This window comes from Agromyces sp. NPDC055520 (assembly GCF_053619715.1).
This window is the reverse complement of sequence record NZ_JBSHJY010000016.1, coordinates 17,480-32,954: the sequence shown is the minus strand read 5'-3', so window position 1 is coordinate 32,954 and position 15,475 is coordinate 17,480. Positions and strand designations below refer to the sequence as shown.

The 15,475-nt window shown below is 68.9% G+C and carries 20 protein-coding genes; 19 read left to right on the top strand and 1 reads right to left on the bottom strand.

The window, feature by feature from the left end; all coding sequences use genetic code 11:
- Position 1 precedes the first annotated feature (1 nt).
- The 13 genes from rpsQ to map all read left to right on the top strand — a co-directional run bounded on the left by rpsQ (position 2) and on the right by map (position 7,608).
- Positions 2–307: a 30S ribosomal protein S17 gene (gene rpsQ, locus ACWGST_RS08915; RefSeq protein WP_452046305.1), complete on the top strand. Its 306-nt coding sequence runs from the start codon at positions 2–4 to the stop codon at positions 305–307.
- A 32-nt stretch (positions 308–339) separates the two neighbouring features.
- Entirely contained in the window at positions 340–708 is a 369-nt protein-coding gene (gene rplN, locus ACWGST_RS08910) for a 50S ribosomal protein L14 (protein WP_452046304.1), read from the top strand.
- Positions 709–711: 3 nt separating this feature from the next.
- Complete coding sequence (gene rplX, locus ACWGST_RS08905; RefSeq protein WP_452046303.1) at positions 712–1,071, top strand: 50S ribosomal protein L24; 360 nt, start codon at positions 712–714, stop codon at positions 1,069–1,071.
- A complete protein-coding gene (gene rplE, locus ACWGST_RS08900) occupies positions 1,071–1,658 on the top strand; it encodes a 50S ribosomal protein L5 (protein WP_452046302.1) in 588 nt (195 codons plus the stop codon). The genes rplX and rplE overlap by 1 nt, the downstream gene beginning before the upstream one ends.
- 150 nt (positions 1,659–1,808) lie before the next feature.
- The gene (gene rpsH, locus ACWGST_RS08895; protein WP_056010852.1) at positions 1,809–2,207 is read left to right on the top strand and encodes a 30S ribosomal protein S8; all 399 of its coding nucleotides are present in this window, start codon (positions 1,809–1,811) and stop codon (positions 2,205–2,207) included.
- Positions 2,208–2,211: 4 nt separating this feature from the next.
- Positions 2,212–2,748 (top strand): 50S ribosomal protein L6, encoded by a 537-nt coding sequence (rplF, locus tag ACWGST_RS08890; protein WP_452046301.1) that lies wholly within the window; start codon positions 2,212–2,214, stop codon positions 2,746–2,748.
- A 2-nt stretch (positions 2,749–2,750) separates the two neighbouring features.
- The gene (rplR, locus tag ACWGST_RS08885; protein WP_452046300.1) at positions 2,751–3,110 is read left to right on the top strand and encodes a 50S ribosomal protein L18; all 360 of its coding nucleotides are present in this window, start codon (positions 2,751–2,753) and stop codon (positions 3,108–3,110) included.
- Positions 3,107–3,823 carry a 30S ribosomal protein S5 gene (rpsE, locus tag ACWGST_RS08880; protein WP_452046299.1) on the top strand — a complete coding sequence of 239 codons (717 nt, stop codon included), beginning with the start codon at positions 3,107–3,109 and terminating at the stop codon, positions 3,821–3,823. The genes rplR and rpsE overlap by 4 nt, the downstream gene beginning before the upstream one ends.
- Complete coding sequence (gene rpmD, locus ACWGST_RS08875) at positions 3,823–4,008, top strand: 50S ribosomal protein L30 (RefSeq protein ID WP_375835177.1); 186 nt, start codon at positions 3,823–3,825, stop codon at positions 4,006–4,008. Before rpsE ends, rpmD begins: the two co-directional genes overlap by 1 nt.
- Positions 4,008–4,721 (top strand): 50S ribosomal protein L15, encoded by a 714-nt coding sequence (gene rplO / locus ACWGST_RS08870; protein WP_452046298.1) that lies wholly within the window; start codon positions 4,008–4,010, stop codon positions 4,719–4,721. Before rpmD ends, rplO begins: the two co-directional genes overlap by 1 nt.
- 117 nt (positions 4,722–4,838) lie before the next feature.
- Entirely contained in the window at positions 4,839–6,161 is a 1,323-nt protein-coding gene (secY, locus tag ACWGST_RS08865; RefSeq protein WP_452046297.1) for a preprotein translocase subunit SecY, read from the top strand.
- On the top strand, positions 6,158–6,772 hold the full coding sequence (locus tag ACWGST_RS08860) for an adenylate kinase (RefSeq protein ID WP_452046296.1): 615 nt from the start codon (positions 6,158–6,160) through the stop codon (positions 6,770–6,772). The genes secY and ACWGST_RS08860 overlap by 4 nt, the downstream gene beginning before the upstream one ends.
- An 8-nt stretch (positions 6,773–6,780) precedes the next feature.
- Complete coding sequence (gene map, locus ACWGST_RS08855) at positions 6,781–7,608, top strand: type I methionyl aminopeptidase (RefSeq protein WP_452046295.1); 828 nt, start codon at positions 6,781–6,783, stop codon at positions 7,606–7,608.
- Between the two features lie 10 nt (positions 7,609–7,618).
- Here the strand turns inward: map and ACWGST_RS08850 are convergent, their stop codons facing one another.
- On the bottom strand, positions 7,619–9,574 hold the full coding sequence (locus ACWGST_RS08850; protein WP_452046294.1) for a BglG family transcription antiterminator: 1,956 nt from the start codon (positions 9,572–9,574) through the stop codon (positions 7,619–7,621).
- 244 nt (positions 9,575–9,818) lie between these two features.
- Here ACWGST_RS08850 and ACWGST_RS08845 point away from each other — a divergent pair, with 244 nt between their 5' ends.
- From ACWGST_RS08845 to ACWGST_RS08820, 6 genes are all read left to right on the top strand, one after another.
- A complete protein-coding gene (locus tag ACWGST_RS08845) occupies positions 9,819–10,148 on the top strand; it encodes a PTS sugar transporter subunit IIB (RefSeq protein ID WP_452046293.1) in 330 nt (109 codons plus the stop codon).
- 88 nt (positions 10,149–10,236) lie between these two features.
- Positions 10,237–10,503, top strand: coding sequence for an HPr family phosphocarrier protein (locus ACWGST_RS08840; protein WP_452046292.1), 267 nt, complete (start codon positions 10,237–10,239; stop codon positions 10,501–10,503).
- A gap of 42 nt (positions 10,504–10,545) precedes the next feature.
- A complete protein-coding gene (ptsP, locus tag ACWGST_RS08835) occupies positions 10,546–12,228 on the top strand; it encodes a phosphoenolpyruvate--protein phosphotransferase (RefSeq protein ID WP_452046291.1) in 1,683 nt (560 codons plus the stop codon).
- A gap of 20 nt (positions 12,229–12,248) precedes the next feature.
- The gene (locus tag ACWGST_RS08830) at positions 12,249–13,748 is read left to right on the top strand and encodes a PTS mannitol transporter subunit IICB (protein ID WP_452046290.1); all 1,500 of its coding nucleotides are present in this window, start codon (positions 12,249–12,251) and stop codon (positions 13,746–13,748) included.
- Positions 13,749–13,789: 41 nt separating this feature from the next.
- A complete protein-coding gene (locus ACWGST_RS08825) occupies positions 13,790–14,230 on the top strand; it encodes a PTS sugar transporter subunit IIA (protein ID WP_452046289.1) in 441 nt (146 codons plus the stop codon).
- Positions 14,227–15,381, top strand: coding sequence for a mannitol-1-phosphate 5-dehydrogenase (locus ACWGST_RS08820; RefSeq protein WP_452046288.1), 1,155 nt, complete (start codon positions 14,227–14,229; stop codon positions 15,379–15,381). The genes ACWGST_RS08825 and ACWGST_RS08820 overlap by 4 nt, the downstream gene beginning before the upstream one ends.
- Positions 15,382–15,475: the final 94 nt, after the last annotated feature.

Below are 15,475 nucleotides of genomic sequence, written 5' to 3'. Positions count from 1 at the left end.
CATGGCTGAGACCAAGAAGCCCGCTGTGGCCGAGGTCGACACCGCGGCCGAGCTCGTCCGCGGCTACCGCAAGATTCGTCGCGGCTACGTCGTCAGCGACAAGATGGACAAGACCATCGTCGTCGAGGTCGAAGACCGCGTGAAGCACCCGCTGTACGGCAAGGTCATGCGCCGTACCTCGAAGGTCAAGGCGCACGACGAGCTGAACACCGCCGGCATCGGCGACCTCGTCGTGATCAGCGAGACCCGTCCCCTCTCCGCCACGAAGCGCTGGCGCCTCGTCGAGATCGTCGAGAAGGCCAAGTAGGCCCCCGGCTTACTTGAAAGAAGGAGTTCAAAGTGCTTCAGCAGGAATCACGAGTCAAGGTCGCCGACAACACCGGCGCCAAGGAGCTGCTCACGATCCGCGTGCTCGGTGGCTCGAAGCGCCGGTACGCCGGCCTCGGTGACACCATCGTCGCGACCGTCAAGGACGCGATCCCCGGCGGCAACGTCAAGAAGGGCGATATCGTCAAGGCGGTCATCGTCCGCACCGTCAAGGAGACCCGTCGTCCCGACGGCTCGTACATCAAGTTCGACGAGAACGCCGCAGTGATCCTGAAGAACGATGGTGACCCCCGCGGCACCCGTATCTTCGGACCGGTCGGTCGCGAGCTTCGCGACAAGAAGTTCATGAAGATCATCTCGCTGGCACCGGAGGTTATCTAAGTCATGGCCAACATCAAGAAGGGCGACCTCGTGCAGGTCATCTCGGGCCGCAGCCAGGCTCGCGGCGGAGACCGCGGCAAGCAGGGCAAGGTGCTCGAGGTGCTCGTGGCCGAGAACCGCGTCGTCGTCGAGGGCATCAACTTCGTGACGAAGCACGTTCGCGTCGGCCAGACGCAGCGCGGCTCGAAGACCGGCGGCATCGAGACCGTCGAGGCCTCGATCCACGTCTCCAACGTCGCGCTCGTCGACCCCGAGTCGAAGAAGCCGACCCGCGTCGGGTTCCGCCTCGAGACCGTGACGAAAGACGGCGTCGACAAGACCGTCCGCGTCCGCTACGCCAAGAAGTCAGGTAAGGACCTGTAATGACCGAAACGGCTACGCAGGCTGGCAAAATCCAGCCGCGACTGAAGACCAAGTACCGCAACGAGATCTCGAAGGCCCTCACCGAGGAGCACGGCTACACCAACGTGCACCAGGTTCCGGGTCTCGTGAAGATCGTCGTGAACATGGGTGTCGGCGAGGCCGCACGCGATGGCAAGGTCATCGACGGCGCGATCGCCGATCTCACCAAGATCACCGGCCAGAAGCCGCAGGTCACGAAGGCTCGCAAGTCCATCGCGCAGTTCAAGCTGCGCGAGGGTCAGCCGATCGGCGCCCACGTCACGCTTCGCGGCGACCGCATGTGGGAGTTCCTCGACCGCCTGCTCTCGCTCGCGCTGCCCCGCATCCGCGACTTCCGCGGTCTGTCCGACAAGCAGTTCGACGGCACCGGCAACTACACCTTCGGCCTCACGGAGCAGTCGATGTTCCACGAGATCGACCAGGACAAGATCGACCGCGTCCGCGGCATGGACATCACCGTGGTGACCACCGCCAAGAACGACGAAGAGGGCCGCGCGCTGCTCAAGCAGCTCGGCTTCCCCTTCAAGTCGGCCGAGTCCGCCAACTGATCCACGGATGCCGCGGGGCTGGTCCCTGAGCCTGTCGAAGGGCCGCCCGCGGCATCCGATCCGGTCTCCCGCATCCGCGGAAGACCGACACCACAGGTCATCGCTCGTGTAACGGGCGCTGAAACCTGGTGAATGTAAGGAAGAAATCTCATGACGATGACCGACCCGGTCGCTGACATGCTGACCCGTCTGCGGAACGCGAACTCCGCACACCACGACTCCGTGTCGATGCCCAACTCCAAGCTCAAGGCGAACATCGCCGAGATCCTGAAGAAAGAGGGCTACATCGCGGACTTCGAGCTCACCGATGCTCGCGTGGGCAAGACGCTCACGCTGCAGCTCAAGTTCGGCCCCAACCGCGAGCGTTCGATCGCCGGCATCAAGCGCGTCTCCAAGCCCGGCCTCCGCGTGTACGCGAAGTCGACGGAGCTCCCCAAGGTGCTCGGCGGCCTCGGCGTTGCCATCCTGTCCACCTCCAGCGGTCTGCTCACCGACCGTCAGGCCGAGAAGAAGGGCGTAGGCGGAGAAGTCCTCGCCTACGTGTGGTAGTTCCATGTCACGAATCGGACGTCTCCCCATCGACATCCCCGCGGGCGTCGAGGTCAAGATCGACGGTCAGGCCGTCGCGGTGAAGGGCCCGAAGGGCGAGCTCGCGCTCACCGTCGCCGCCCCCATCGAGGTCAAGCTCGAAGAGAACCAGGTTCTCGTCACCCGCCCCGACGACGAGCGCAACTCGCGCTCGCTGCACGGTCTCACGCGTACCCTGATCGCCAACCAGATCATCGGCGTCACCCAGGGCTACTCGAAGGGCCTCGAGATCGTCGGCACCGGTTACCGCGTCGCGCAGAAGGGCTCGTCGCTCGAGCTCGCGCTCGGTTTCTCGCACCCCGTCGTCGTCGACGCACCGGCCGGCATCACGCTGACCGTCGAGGGCAACAACAAGATCACGGTCGCCGGCATCGACAAGCAGGCCGTCGGCGAGACCGCCGCGAACATCCGCAAGATCAAGAAGCCCGAGCCCTACAAGGGCAAGGGCATCCGCTACGCCGGCGAGGTCGTGCGTCGCAAGGCCGGAAAGGCTGGTAAGTAATCATGGCCGTGAAGAGCAAGTCGGCTGCGCGCGCGCGCCGTCACACCCGCCTTCGCAAGAAGATCGTCGGCACCGAGGCGCGTCCGCGTCTCGTTGTCACCCGTTCGGCCCGTCACGTCTTCGTGCAGGTCGTCGACGACGCCAAGGGTCTGACCCTGGCGTCCGCCTCGACCATGGAGGCCGACCTTCGCACGTTCGACGGTGACAAGACCGCCAAGGCGAAGAAGGTCGGCGAACTCGTCGCCGAGCGCGCCAAGCAGGCCGGTATCGAGGCCGTCGTCTTCGACCGCGGCGGCAGCAAGTACGCCGGTCGCGTCGCAGCGATCGCCGATGGAGCGCGAGAGGCAGGGCTCAACCTGTGAGCACAGCATCTGTTGAAAATGGCACGACGAAGGAGCCCGAGGTGACCGCAGAGGCACCCGTCGAGACGGCAGCGGCTTCGGAGCCGGCCCGTAACGAGCGCGACAACCGCCGCGGCGGCGGTCGTGACCGCAACCAGGGCGGCCGCGACCGCGGTGGCCGCGACGCAGACAAGAGCCAGTTCCTCGAGCGCGTCGTGACCATCAACCGCGTGTCGAAGGTCGTCAAGGGCGGCCGTCGCTTCAGCTTCACGGCGCTCGTCGTCGTGGGCGACGGCAACGGGCTCGTCGGCGTCGGCTACGGCAAGGCGCGCGAGGTCCCGACCGCGATCTCGAAGGGCGTCGAGGAGGCGAAGAAGAACTTCTTCCGCGTTCCTCGCGTCGGAGCGACCATCCCGCACCCCGTCCAGGGTGAGGCTGCAGCGGGCGTCGTCCTGCTCCGCCCCGCTTCGGCCGGTACCGGTGTCATCGCCGGTGGTCCGGTGCGTGCGGTGCTCGAGTGCGCCGGCATCCACGATGTGCTGAGCAAGTCGCTCGGTTCGTCGAACACCATCAACATCGTGCACGCCACGGTCGCCGCCCTGCAGCAGCTCGAAGAGCCGCGTGCGGTCGCCGCCCGTCGTGGCCTCGCCTACGACGAGGTCGCTCCGGCCCGTCTGCTGCGTGCCGAGGCCCAGGCGGCCGAGGCCGCCGCAGCAGCAAAGGCAGGTGCCTGATGGCCAAGCAGCTGAAGGTGACCCAGATCAAGTCCAAGGTGAGCGAGAAGCAGTACCAGCGCGACACGCTGCGCAGCCTCGGACTCAAGCGCATCGGCGACTCGGTGGTTCGCGAGGACAACTCGCAGAACCGCGGTTACGTGAACACCGTCGCGCACCTCGTGAAGGTTGAGGAGATTGACTAATGGCTGACGAGAAGAAGGACGTCGCCGCCGAAGCCCCCAAGAAGGCTCCGGCGAAGAAGACGGCCGACAAGCCCGCCGCCGCGAAGGCAGCCCCCAAGGCGGCCGCCGAGAAGAAGGCCCCCGCCAAGGCTGCGGCTGCGAAGGCCGACTCGGCCGACGCTGCGAAGGCCCCGGCCAAGAAGGCCCCTGCGAAGGCAGCGACGGCGAAGGCAGCGACGGCGAAGGCAGCGACGGCGAAGACCGCCGCCGCCAAGGCCGACGTCGCCGAGAAGCGCGAGCAGGTGCTGAAGGTCCACCACCTCCGCCCGGCTCCGGGTGCCAAGAAGGACAAGACCCGCGTCGGACGCGGTGAGGGTTCGAAGGGCAAGACCGCCGGTCGCGGCACCAAGGGCACGAAGGCCCGCAACACCGTTCGGCCCGGTTTCGAGGGTGGCCAGCTTCCGTACCACATGCGTGCGCCGAAGCTGCGCGGCTTCAAGAACCCGTTCCGCGTCGAGTTCCAGGTCGTGAACCTCGACAAGCTCGCCGAGCTGTACCCGAAGGGCGGCGACGTCACGATCGCCGACCTCGTCGAGAAGGGCGCCGTTCGCAAGAACGAGCGCGTCAAGGTTCTCGGCAACGGCGACATCCAGGTGAAGCTCAACGTCGCAGTCGACAAGGTCTCCGGCTCGGCCGAGCAGAAGATCGTCGCCGCCGGCGGCTCGGTCAAGTAAGACCGAAAACAGCACCGATTGTTCGAGCCAGTCGGGACCTCGCGTATGATTCACGGGGGTCTCGACTGGCTCGAGCCGCATATGGACTGACTCCGCAACGGAGCAACAGGAGGACGAGTGTTCAACGCCATCGGGCGGATCTTCCGCACGCCGGATCTTCGCCGCAAGCTCGGGTTCACGCTGGGCATCGTCGCCCTGTTCCGCCTGGGTTCGTTCATTCCCGCGCCGTTCGTGGACTTCGGCAACGTACAGGCCTGTCTCGCGGCCAACCAAGCGGGCGCAGCGGGGCTCTACGGCCTCGTGAACCTCTTCTCGGGCGGTGCGCTGCTGCAGCTGTCGATCTTCGCGCTGGGCATCATGCCCTACATCACCGCGTCGATCATCGTGCAGCTGCTCCGCGTGGTGATCCCCCACTTCGAGACGCTGTACAAAGAGGGCCAGGCCGGTCAGAGCCGCCTCACCCAGTACACGCGCTACCTCACGATCGCGCTCGGCGTGCTCCAGTCGACCACGCTCATCACGGTCGCCCGCTCCGGCGCGCTGTTCCCCTCGAGCGACCCCGCCTGCTCGCAGCTCATCACGAACGACGCCTGGTACGCGATCCTGCTCATGGTGATCACCATGACCGCCGGCACCGGCCTCATCATGTGGATGGGCGAGCTCATCACCGAGCGCGGCATCGGCAACGGCATGTCGCTGCTCATCTTCACGTCGATCGCCGCCACGTTCCCGGGCTCGCTCTGGGCCATCGGCATCGCCCGCGGCTGGGACACCTTCGCGATCGTGCTCCTCATCGGACTCATCGTCGTCGTCGCCGTCGTCTTCGTCGAGCAATCGCAACGGCGCATCCCCGTGCAGTACGCGAAGCGCATGGTCGGCCGCCGCACCTATGGCGGCAACAACACCTACATCCCGATCAAGGTCAACATGGCGGGCGTCGTGCCGGTCATCTTCGCCTCCTCGCTGCTCTACCTCCCGGCGCTCATCGCGCAGTTCAACACCCCGGCCGCCGGTGAAGAGCCCCAGGCGTGGGTCGTGTGGATCACGAACAACCTGACGCAGGGCAGCCACCCGCTGTACATGCTGATGTACTTCCTGCTCATCGTCGGCTTCACCTACTTCTACGTCGCGATCACGTTCAACCCCGACGAGGTGTCGGAGAACATGAAGAAGTACGGCGGCTTCATCCCGGGCATCCGCGCCGGGCGGCCGACCGCCGAGTACCTCGACTACGTGCTCACCCGCATCACGCTCCCGGGCTCGTTCTACCTCGGTCTCATCGCGCTGATCCCGCTGATCGCGTTCGCGGTGGTCGGAGCCGACCAGAACTTCCCGTTCGGCGGCGCATCGATCCTCATCATCGTGGGTGTCGGCCTCGAGACGGTCAAGCAGATCGACGCCCAGCTCCAGCAGCGGCACTACGAGGGGCTCCTCCGATGACGGCTTCCGCCCGCTTCCTGATCGTGGGCCCGCAGGGCTCCGGCAAGGGAACGCAGGGTGTGCTCGTGGCAGAGGCCTTCGGGGTTCCGCAGGTCGCCACCGGGGACATCTTCCGGGCCAACGTGGCCGGCGCCACCGAGCTCGGCAAGCGAGTGCAGGCGATCATCGAGGCCGGTGACCTCGTTCCCGACGAGCTCACGAGCGAGCTCGTTCGCGATCGTCTCGAGCAGCCGGATGCCGCGGGCGGGTTCCTGCTCGACGGCTACCCGCGCAATCGTGGCCAGGTCGACGACCTCGACGCGTTCCTCACCGCTCGCGGCGAAGCGCTCGACGCCGTGATCGAGCTCGAGGTGCCGCGCGACGAGAGCATCGCGCGGCTTCGGCAGCGGGCGGGCGACCAGGGGCGCACCGACGACACCGAAGAGGTCATCGCGAACCGTCTGGCGATCTACGAGCGCGAGACCGCGCCGATTCTCGACGTGTATCGCGAGCGCGGCGTCGTCGTGCGCATCGACGGCGTCGGCTCGCTCGACGAGGTGACCGCGCGCATCTTCGCCGCGCTGGCCGAGCGCGGGCTCAGGCCCGCCGCAGGCGACGCCGTCACAGCCTGAGCCGTTCGGTGTTCCGACGCTCGATCTACAAGTCGCCGGCCGAGCTGCGCTCGATGCCGGCGGCCGGCGCGGCGACCGCGGCGGCTCTCGCCGAGGCGCGCAGGCTGATCGTCCCGGGCGCGACCCCGCTCGAGCTCGACGCGGCCGCTGAGCGCGTGATCCGCGAGGCAGGCGGCGTGCCGAACTTCCAGCTCGTGCCGGGGTACCGGCACACGCTCTGCGTCTCGGTCGACGACGATGTCGTGCACGGCATCCCGAGCGATCGTCCGTTCCGGGCGGGTGACATCGTCTCGGTCGACGGCGGCGCGCAGGTCGACGGCTGGAACGGCGACTCGGCGTTCACGGTCGTGCTGCCCGACCCCGTGCGCCCCGACGTCGCCGCCGCCCGCGCGGAGCTCAGCCGGGTGACCGAGCAGGCGCTCTGGGTCGGCATCGCAACCCTCGCTCGGGCGCGTCACCTCAACGAGGTCGGCGCGGCGATCGAAGACTTCGTCACCGGCGAAGGGGAGTACGGCATCCTCACCGATTACGTGGGTCACGGCATCGGCCGCACGATGCACGAGGAGCCGCCCGTCTTCAACTACCGCGTCGACCGTCGCGGGCCGGCCGTGAAGCCTGGACTCGTGGTCGCGATCGAGCCCATGATCGTCGGCGGCTCGACCGACACCTTCACGCGCGACGACGACTGGACGGTCACGACCGCCGACGGCTCGGACGCCGCGCACTGGGAGCACTCGGTCGCGGTGCACGCCGACGGCATCTGGGTGCTCACCACGCCCGACGGCGGTGCAGCAGGTCTCGCGCAGCACGGCATCCGCCCCGTGCCCATCGCCTGAGACGCGTGCGCTACGGCGCCATGAGGCGAGCGAGCTCGGCGAGGAGGCCCGGGTAGTCGGTCGCCCCCCGCACGAGTCGCTCGACGTTGGCGGGCTCGGAGAACGCCTCGACGAACTGGTCGAAGACCTCTTGGAACCCGGCTCGCCCCGCTTCCGAGAAGGCGATGAGTGCGACCACGTTGACGCGCGCGCCCGCCCAGTCGATCGGCCGCTCGTCGATCGCGATCGCGATCGCGGTGCGATCGGCCGACATCGTCATGGCGTGCGGCACCGCGAGGTGTTCGGTGAAGGCCGTCGACGAGAGCGCCTCGCGTTCGAGCGCGGAGTCGACGTAGGCGCCGTCGATGACACCCGCGGCGATCATGCGATCGCCGAGCATGCGGATGACGGATTCCGGGTCGTGGCCGCCGAGGCCGCGCACGAAGAGCTCTGGCGAGATGTACTCGGAGAGTGCGGCGGCGAGGCGCGCGCGGCGCCGGATGCTCCTGATGCGCGAGAGCTCGCCGCGCACGCGTTCGAGGTCGGACTCGGTCGGAAACACCGCGACCCGTACGAAGTGCTCGATCGGTGCGGCGGATTCGAGCACCGAGATCACGAGGTCGGCCCGCGCATGCGCCTGGCCGCCGACGCCCGTGCCGGCGGTTCCGCCCGTGCCGGCGTCGTCGACCGCGTCGTCGACCGCGTCGACGATCCCGACGAGTTCGATCTCGTCGGCGAACGCCGCGGCGATCCGATCCGCGAGCGCCAGATGCACGTCGTGATAGGCAGGCGCGACGACGAGGACCCGCACCCGGTCGGCGCTCGCCCGCCGACGGTCGAGGTAGGCGCCCACGTGCATCGCGATGTACGCGATCTCGTCGTCGTCGACGACGATCCCCTCGGCGAGCGAGAGTTCGTGGGCGATGTACACCGAGAGGTCGTAGATGAGCGGATAGGCCGCCTTGATCGCGGCCGTGAGCGGATTGCGCGACGGCCGTGCCTCGGCCGAGCGGGCGACGAGGTTGTCGACGTGCAGTGCGAGCCGGGCGATGAAGTCGTCGTCGTCGAGCTCGACGAGGTATTCGTCGGCGGCTCGCCCCACGACGGCGCGCACGAGCGCCGTGCTCGACGAGGGCGTCGGCGCCGAGGCATCCGGAGTCGTCAGCGACCGGGTGGCCGCACGGGTGCCGAGCAGTCGCGTCAGGTGGGCGAGCTCGGTCGCGCCGACGGCGGTGTCGAACTGCGAGCGGATGACGCGGTCGAGCAGTCGTCCGAGGGCGTCCTCGTCGTCGGCGGGTGACGGGTCGTCGGTGTCGAGACGATGGTCGCGGCCGACCCGGTCGACGGCGATGGCGATGTGCACCAGCACGTCGCCCAGCGCATAGGCGTTGGGCGCGTACCCGGCCGCCGCGAGTTCGGCGACGAGCGCCTCGCGGAACGCGGGCAGCTCGGGAAACGCTGCACGGAGGCCGTCGGCGCCGCGGCTGCCTCGTGCCGCCTCCTCGTGGAAGAGCGCCGCCAGGAGCCGTCGTGCCGCCGCCTCCGTGCCGCGGAGTCGCACCTGCGGACCGCTTCGGACGAGGCTGAGGCCGGTGCCCGCCAGTCGCGCCCTGACGCGGCCGAGATCGGACTCGATCGTCGACTCGCTCACGTGGAGGGCCGCAGCGGTCTCGTAGACGTCGATCGCATCGCTCGTGTCGACGAGCGTGCGGATGAGCCGTGAGACGCGAGCTGCGGGGGAGGTGTCGGTGCGGCGCTGCGATGAGGAGGCCGCCCAGGCCTCGCGATCGAGTCGGTACCCGAGGGGGCCCGACTCGACGACGGGCCGGCCGGTGTACGTGCCGGCATCCGCAGCGGCGTTCGCCTTCGCTGCGTAGTTGCGGATGGTCCGAGTGGTCACGCCCAATCGGCTCGCGAGCTCGGCCGCAGTCGTCCAGTCGAGGCGTTCGGCGAGCTCCCCGATGAGCCGCTCCCAGGTCTCGGCCACGCATCCTCCCGCGGTTCGACCGAACAGTGGAACGCCCGAGGGCCCGGGCGTTCCACACAGTCAACCACTCGTGGTCGCCTCTGGGTCGGGATGTCGGCCCCGGGTTCGACCGATCGGCTTCCGGGGGTGCGGAAGACGGCGTACTGGTGACGAGGCGGGCGGCACTCCACAATCGAGGGAAGCGACGCACACGTCGCAGCCGGACGTTCGACGGAGACCGCGGAGGCGGAGCGAGGAGGCAGCCATGCGCATCGTCGTCGTCTGCGGTGCCGGCGCTTCGAGCACGTTCGTCGCGACCCGGATCCGACGTGCGGCCGCCGCCTCGGGCCTCGGTCTCGACGTACTCGCGAGCGGAGAGTCCCAGCTCGCGACGGCACTGGTCGGCGCCGACGTGCTGCTCGTCGGCGCCCATCTCGGTGAACGACTCGACGCGGTGCGCGAACGTGCGGACGCGGCATCCGTCGCCGTCGTACTGCTGCCCGCCGACGCGGCCGTGGGGGCCGACGCGACCGCGCTGCTCGAGCTCGCGCTCGCAGCGCACGCGGCGAATGCCGCGAACGAGGCACGATCATGACTCGCCGTGCGGTTGCCACCGCTCCCTCATCCGCGGCGGGCGGCTATGGTGAACGAGGGAACGGATACTCGCGACGGGGGCCGGACACATGCTGGAACGAACAGTTCGAATCGGATCGACGCACGGCCTGCACGCTCGGCCGGCGAAACTCTTCACCCAGGCCGTCGCGGCCTCGGGTGCCACGGTCACCCTCAGCAAGGCCGGCGGCAAGCCCGTCAACGCGGCGAGCATCCTCGGCGTCATCTCGCAGGGCATCGACCACGGCGACGAGGTCACCCTCGTCGTCGAGGGCGGCGACGAAGCGGTCGTGCTCGACTCGCTCATCGCACTGCTCAGCACCGATCACGACGAATAGCGCCGCGCGTCCGTCTCTCGTCGGTGCGCATCGAAAGGGCGAATGATGGAGTTCACGGGTACGGGAATCGGTCAGGGAGTGGCCGTCGGTTCGGTGGTGCGCATGGCGGAGGCCCTGCCCGAGCCGGTCGACCGCCCGAGCCACCTCGACGCAGCACGTGAGGAGGAGCGGGCGCGAGCCGCGCTCTCGGTCGTGGCCGTCGAACTCGCCGCGAGAGGTGCGAAGGCGGGCGGCGCCGCACAGGACGTGCTCGAGGCGCAGGCCATGATGGCCGAGGACCCGAGCCTGATCGACGAGGTCACGACGAGACTCGCCGCCGGCAAGACCGCCGAGCGCGCCGTGTTCGAGGCGTTCGCCTCGTACCGCGACCTGCTCGCCGGCATGGGCGGGTACATGGGCGAGCGTGCTGCCGACCTCGACGACATCTCGCAACGCGTCATCGCGCACCTGCTCAAGGTGCCGGCGCCTGGCGTGCCCGACCCGGGGCATCCCTTCATCCTGGTCGCCCGTGATCTCGCGCCGGCCGACACCGCCACCCTCGACCTCGACCAGGTGCTCGGGCTCGTCACGATCGACGGCGGCCCGACCTCGCACACCGCGATCCTCGCGCGTGAGAAGTCGATCGTCGCGGTCGTCGGCGCAGCCGATGCGGCGTCGCTCGCCGACGGCGATGTCGTCGTCGTCGACGCCGCGCACGGGATCGTCGTCGCCGGTCCGAGCGACGAGCAGATCGCCGCGGCGAACGCGGCCATCGCCGAACGCGCGGCGCGCGTGAACGCGCCGATCGTGCCGGGGACGCTGGCCGACGGCACGCCCGTGCCGCTGCTCGCGAACCTCGGCTCGGCCGACGGCGCGGCCGAAGCGCTGCGGCTCGGCGCCGAGGGCGTCGGGCTCTTCCGCACCGAATTCCTCTTCCTCGACGCCGATGCCGCACCGAGCATCACCGAGCAGCAGGCCCAGTACACGCGGCTGCTCACCGCGTTCGCCGGCAAGAAGGTCGTCGTCCGCGTGCTCGACGCGGGGGCCGACAAGCCGCTCGCCTTCCTCAACGATGCGCATGAGGAGAACCCGGCGCTCGGGCTCCGCGGCATCCGGGCCCTGCGTCATTCAGAGGTGATCCTGCGCGAGCAGCTCACCGCGCTCGCCGCAGCCGACGCCACGACCGATGCGGAGCTCTGGGTGATGGCCCCCATGATCTCGACGGTCGACGAGACGCGCTACTTCACGGCGCTCGCGAAGGAGCTCGGCATCCGCGTCGCCGGCGTCATGGTCGAGACGCCGTCGGCCGCGCTCATCGCCCGCCATGTGCTCGCCGCGAGCGATTTCGCCTCGATCGGCACGAACGACCTCACGCAGTACACGATGGCGGCCGATCGCCTGCTCGGCACCGTCGCGAAGCTGCAGAACCCGTGGCACCCGGCCGTGCTGCGCCTCATCGCCGACGTCGGCGCCGCGGGCGCGGAACTCGGCAAACCGGTCGGCATCTGCGGCGAGGCCGCCGCCGACCCGCTGCTCGCCGTCGTGCTCGTCGGCCTCGGCGCCACCAGCCTGTCGATGTCACCGTCGGCACTCGCAGATGTCCGCGCCTCCCTCGCGCGGTACAGCCCGGACGACGCGAAGGCGCTCGCCCGGGCAGCCCTGGCCGCTGAGGGAGCGGCCGAAGCCCGAGCGGCGGCAGAAGCCGCCGCCACCGAGATCACCGCGACGCGGGAGACCGTGTCGTAACCCACCAGAGAGGCACTGCCATGACAACGACGTCTTCGGACACGAAGCGGCCCGGGGGAGCGCGCGTCGCAGTCCAGAGGTTCGGCTCGTTCCTGTCGAACATGATCCTGCCGAACATCGCCGCGTTCATCGCCTGGGGCATCGTCACGATGTTCTTCATCCCGGCGGGATTCACGCCCAACGAGTCGCTCGCCGAACTCGTCGGCCCGATGATCACCTACCTGCTGCCCCTGCTCATCGCCAACCAGGGCGGCCGACTCGTCTACGACACCCGCGGCGGCGTCGTCGCCTCGATCGCGACCGTCGGCGTCATCGTCGGCACCGACATCCCGATGTTCCTCGGCGCCATGATCATGGGCCCGCTCGCCGCGTGGCTCATGAAGCAGGTCGACCGCATCTGGGAGGGCAAGATCAAGGCCGGCTTCGAGATGCTGGTCAACAACTTCTCGGCCGGCATCCTCGGCTTCGGCCTCGCGATCGTGGGCTACCTGGCCTTCGGCCCCGTGGTCGAGTGGCTGAGCAACGGTCTCGAGGCAGCCGTCGACTGGCTCGTGAAGCTCTCGCTGCTGCCGCTCCTGTCGATCCTCGTCGAACCCGGCAAGGTGCTGTTCCTGAACAACGCCATCAACCACGGCGTGTTCACGCCGATCGGCACCCAGCAGGCCAGCGAGACCGGCAAGTCGATCCTGTTCCTCGTCGAGGCGAACCCCGGTCCGGGCCTCGGCATCCTGCTGGCCTTCACCTTCTTCGGCATCGGCATGGCGCGGGCGAGCGCACCCGGCGCGATCATCATCCAGTTCTTCGGCGGCATCCACGAGATCTACTTCCCGTACGTGCTCATGAAGCCGATCCTGATCCTCGCGGCCATCGCGGGCGGCATGACGGGCGTCGCGACCAACGTGCTCTTCAACAGCGGCCTTCGAGCGCCCGCCGCACCGGGCAGCATCATCGCGGTGCTCGCCCAGACCGCCTCCGACAGTTACGTGGGCGTCATCCTCTCGGTCGTGCTCTCGGCGACCGTGTCGTTCCTCATCGCGGCCGTGATCCTGCGGTCGAGCCGCAAGCGCGACCTCGCGCGAGCGGATGCCGGCGACCTGTCGGCGGCGATCGCCCAGACCGAGGCGAACAAGGGCAAGCAGAGCGGCGTGCTGCACAACCTGCAGGTCGCCGGCGAAGCCGCCGGCGGTGCGCTGCTCGTCGAGGGCGAGGAGGCGGCGTTCGAACGGAAGCCGATCCACACGATCGTCTTCGCGTGCGACGCCGGTATGGGCTCGAGCGCCATGGGCGCGACGGTGCTGCGCAACAAGATCAAGAAGGCGGGCATCGACAGCGTCGACGTCACGAACAAGGCGATCGCGAACCTCACCGACGACATCGACCTCGTCGTCACCCACCAGGACCTCACCGACCGGGCGAAGCGGCAGTCGCCGAACGCGCTGCACATCTCGGTCGACAACTTCATGAACTCGCCGAAGTACGACGAGATCGTGAACCTCTTGGAGTCCGAAGGCGTTCGCTGACCGGCGCTCACCGACCGCCGATCTCTGAAAGGAATGAACCCATGACCGAACAGATCCTCTCTCCCGAGAACGTGCGGCTCGCCACGCGCGCCGCCGGTCGAGACGATGCGATCCGAGAAGCGGGCCGCATCCTCGTTGACGCCGGTGCCGTGCGGCCCGAGTACCTCGACTCGATGCTCGAGCGGGAGGGGTCGGTCTCGACGTACATGGGCAACCTCCTCGCGATCCCGCACGGCACGAACGAGGGCAAGGACGCGATCGTGCGCTCCGCGCTCTCGTTCGTGCGGTACGACGAGGCCGTCGACTGGGGCGGCGAGCCGGTGCGCTTCGTCGTCGGCATCGCGGGGCTCGAGAACGAGCACCTCGAGATCCTCTCGAAGATCGCGATCATCTTCTCCGACGACGACTCGGTGCAGGCGCTCGTCGACGCCGGCTCGGCCGACGAGATCTTCGTTCTGCTCTCAGAGGTCAACGACTCGTGAAGGCCGTGCACTTCGGCGCCGGCAACATCGGCCGCGGCTTCGTGGGGCTCCTGCTCCACGAAGCCGGGTACGAGATCGTCTTCGCCGACGTCGCCGCGCCGCTCATCGACGCGCTCGCGTCGAGCGAGCGCTACACGGTGCACGAGGTCGGCGAGGGCGGCCGCGACCGGGTCGTCGACGGCTATCGCGCGGTCAACAGCGCGACGGATGCCTCGGCGCTCGCGATCGAGCTCGAGACCGCCGATCTCGCGACCACGGCGGTCGGTCCGTCGATCCTGCGCTTCATCGCCCCGCATCTCGTGGCCGCGCTGCGCGCGCGGTCCGCTGCGGACGCGGCGCCGCTGACGATCATGGCGTGCGAGAACGCGATCAACGCCACCGACCTCCTCCGGGGCGCCATGGTCGCGCTCGTCGACCCCGACGAGTGGCCGGCGCTCGCCGCACGCGCGGTGTTCGCCAACACCGCGGTCGACCGCATCGTGCCCGGTCAGGCGCCGGGCGCCGGGCTCGACGTCACGGTCGAGACGTTCTTCGAGTGGGCGATCGAGGCAGCGCCGTTCGGCGCCTCGCCGCCCGTCATCCCCGGGGCGCATTTCGTCGACGACCTCGCGCCCTACATCGAGCGCAAGCTCTTCACGGTCAACACGGGGCACGCCTCGACCGCGTACTTCGGATTCCTCGCCGGTCACGAGCGCATCAGCGACGCGCTGTCAGACCCGGCGGTGGATGCCGCGGTGACACGGGTGCTCGAAGAGACCTCGGCGCTCATCGTGGCCAAGCACGACTTCACCGCTGAACAGCAGGCCGTCTACCGCGCGGCGATCCTCGAGCGGTTCCGGAACCCCGAACTGCCCGACACTGTCGAGCGGGTCGGGCGCCAGCCCCTGCGGAAGCTCGGTCGGCACGAGCGGTTCATCGGCCCGGCCGCCGAGCTCGCCGAACTCGGCCGGCCGGTCGACGGCCTCCTCGCCGCGGTCGAAGCCGCCCTCCGCTTCGACGTGCCGGCCGACCCCGAGAGCGTCGAGCTGCAGGCTCTGCTTCGCGAGCGGGAACCCGCCGATTTCGTGCACGACGTCACCGGCGTCGAGGCAGGGCACCCGCTCGAGACCGGTCTCGTGCGGGCGGTCGAGGCGGCACGGCGCGGGCGGTGAACGGCGGCCACGCGGCATCCGCTGGTCTCAACCGGCTCGATCGACGCTCGATCGCGGCTCGACTGGCGAAAACGCTCGGAATCACCTAGAGTTG

Bases quoted from the DNA above. Each gene is read 5' to 3' on its own strand.
- rplF (WP_452046301.1), top strand. From the start codon at position 2,212: ATGTCACGAATCGGACGTCTCCCCATCGACATCCCCGCGGGCGTCGAG.
- ACWGST_RS08845 (WP_452046293.1), top strand. From the start codon at position 9,819: ATGCGCATCGTCGTCGTCTGCGGTGCCGGCGCTTCGAGCACGTTCGTC.
- rplX (WP_452046303.1), top strand. From the start codon at position 712: ATGGCCAACATCAAGAAGGGCGACCTCGTGCAGGTCATCTCGGGCCGC.
- rplO (WP_452046298.1), top strand. From the start codon at position 4,008: ATGGCTGACGAGAAGAAGGACGTCGCCGCCGAAGCCCCCAAGAAGGCT.
- ACWGST_RS08825 (WP_452046289.1), top strand. From the start codon at position 13,790: ATGACCGAACAGATCCTCTCTCCCGAGAACGTGCGGCTCGCCACGCGC.
- ACWGST_RS08860 (WP_452046296.1), top strand. From the start codon at position 6,158: ATGACGGCTTCCGCCCGCTTCCTGATCGTGGGCCCGCAGGGCTCCGGC.
- ACWGST_RS08840 (WP_452046292.1), top strand. From the start codon at position 10,237: ATGCTGGAACGAACAGTTCGAATCGGATCGACGCACGGCCTGCACGCT.
- rpsH (WP_056010852.1), top strand. From the start codon at position 1,809: ATGACGATGACCGACCCGGTCGCTGACATGCTGACCCGTCTGCGGAAC.
- ptsP (WP_452046291.1), top strand. From the start codon at position 10,546: ATGATGGAGTTCACGGGTACGGGAATCGGTCAGGGAGTGGCCGTCGGT.
- ACWGST_RS08830 (WP_452046290.1), top strand. From the start codon at position 12,249: ATGACAACGACGTCTTCGGACACGAAGCGGCCCGGGGGAGCGCGCGTC.
- rpsQ (WP_452046305.1), top strand. From the start codon at position 2: ATGGCTGAGACCAAGAAGCCCGCTGTGGCCGAGGTCGACACCGCGGCC.
- rpmD (WP_375835177.1), top strand. From the start codon at position 3,823: ATGGCCAAGCAGCTGAAGGTGACCCAGATCAAGTCCAAGGTGAGCGAG.
- rplE (WP_452046302.1), top strand. From the start codon at position 1,071: ATGACCGAAACGGCTACGCAGGCTGGCAAAATCCAGCCGCGACTGAAG.
- rplR (WP_452046300.1), top strand. From the start codon at position 2,751: ATGGCCGTGAAGAGCAAGTCGGCTGCGCGCGCGCGCCGTCACACCCGC.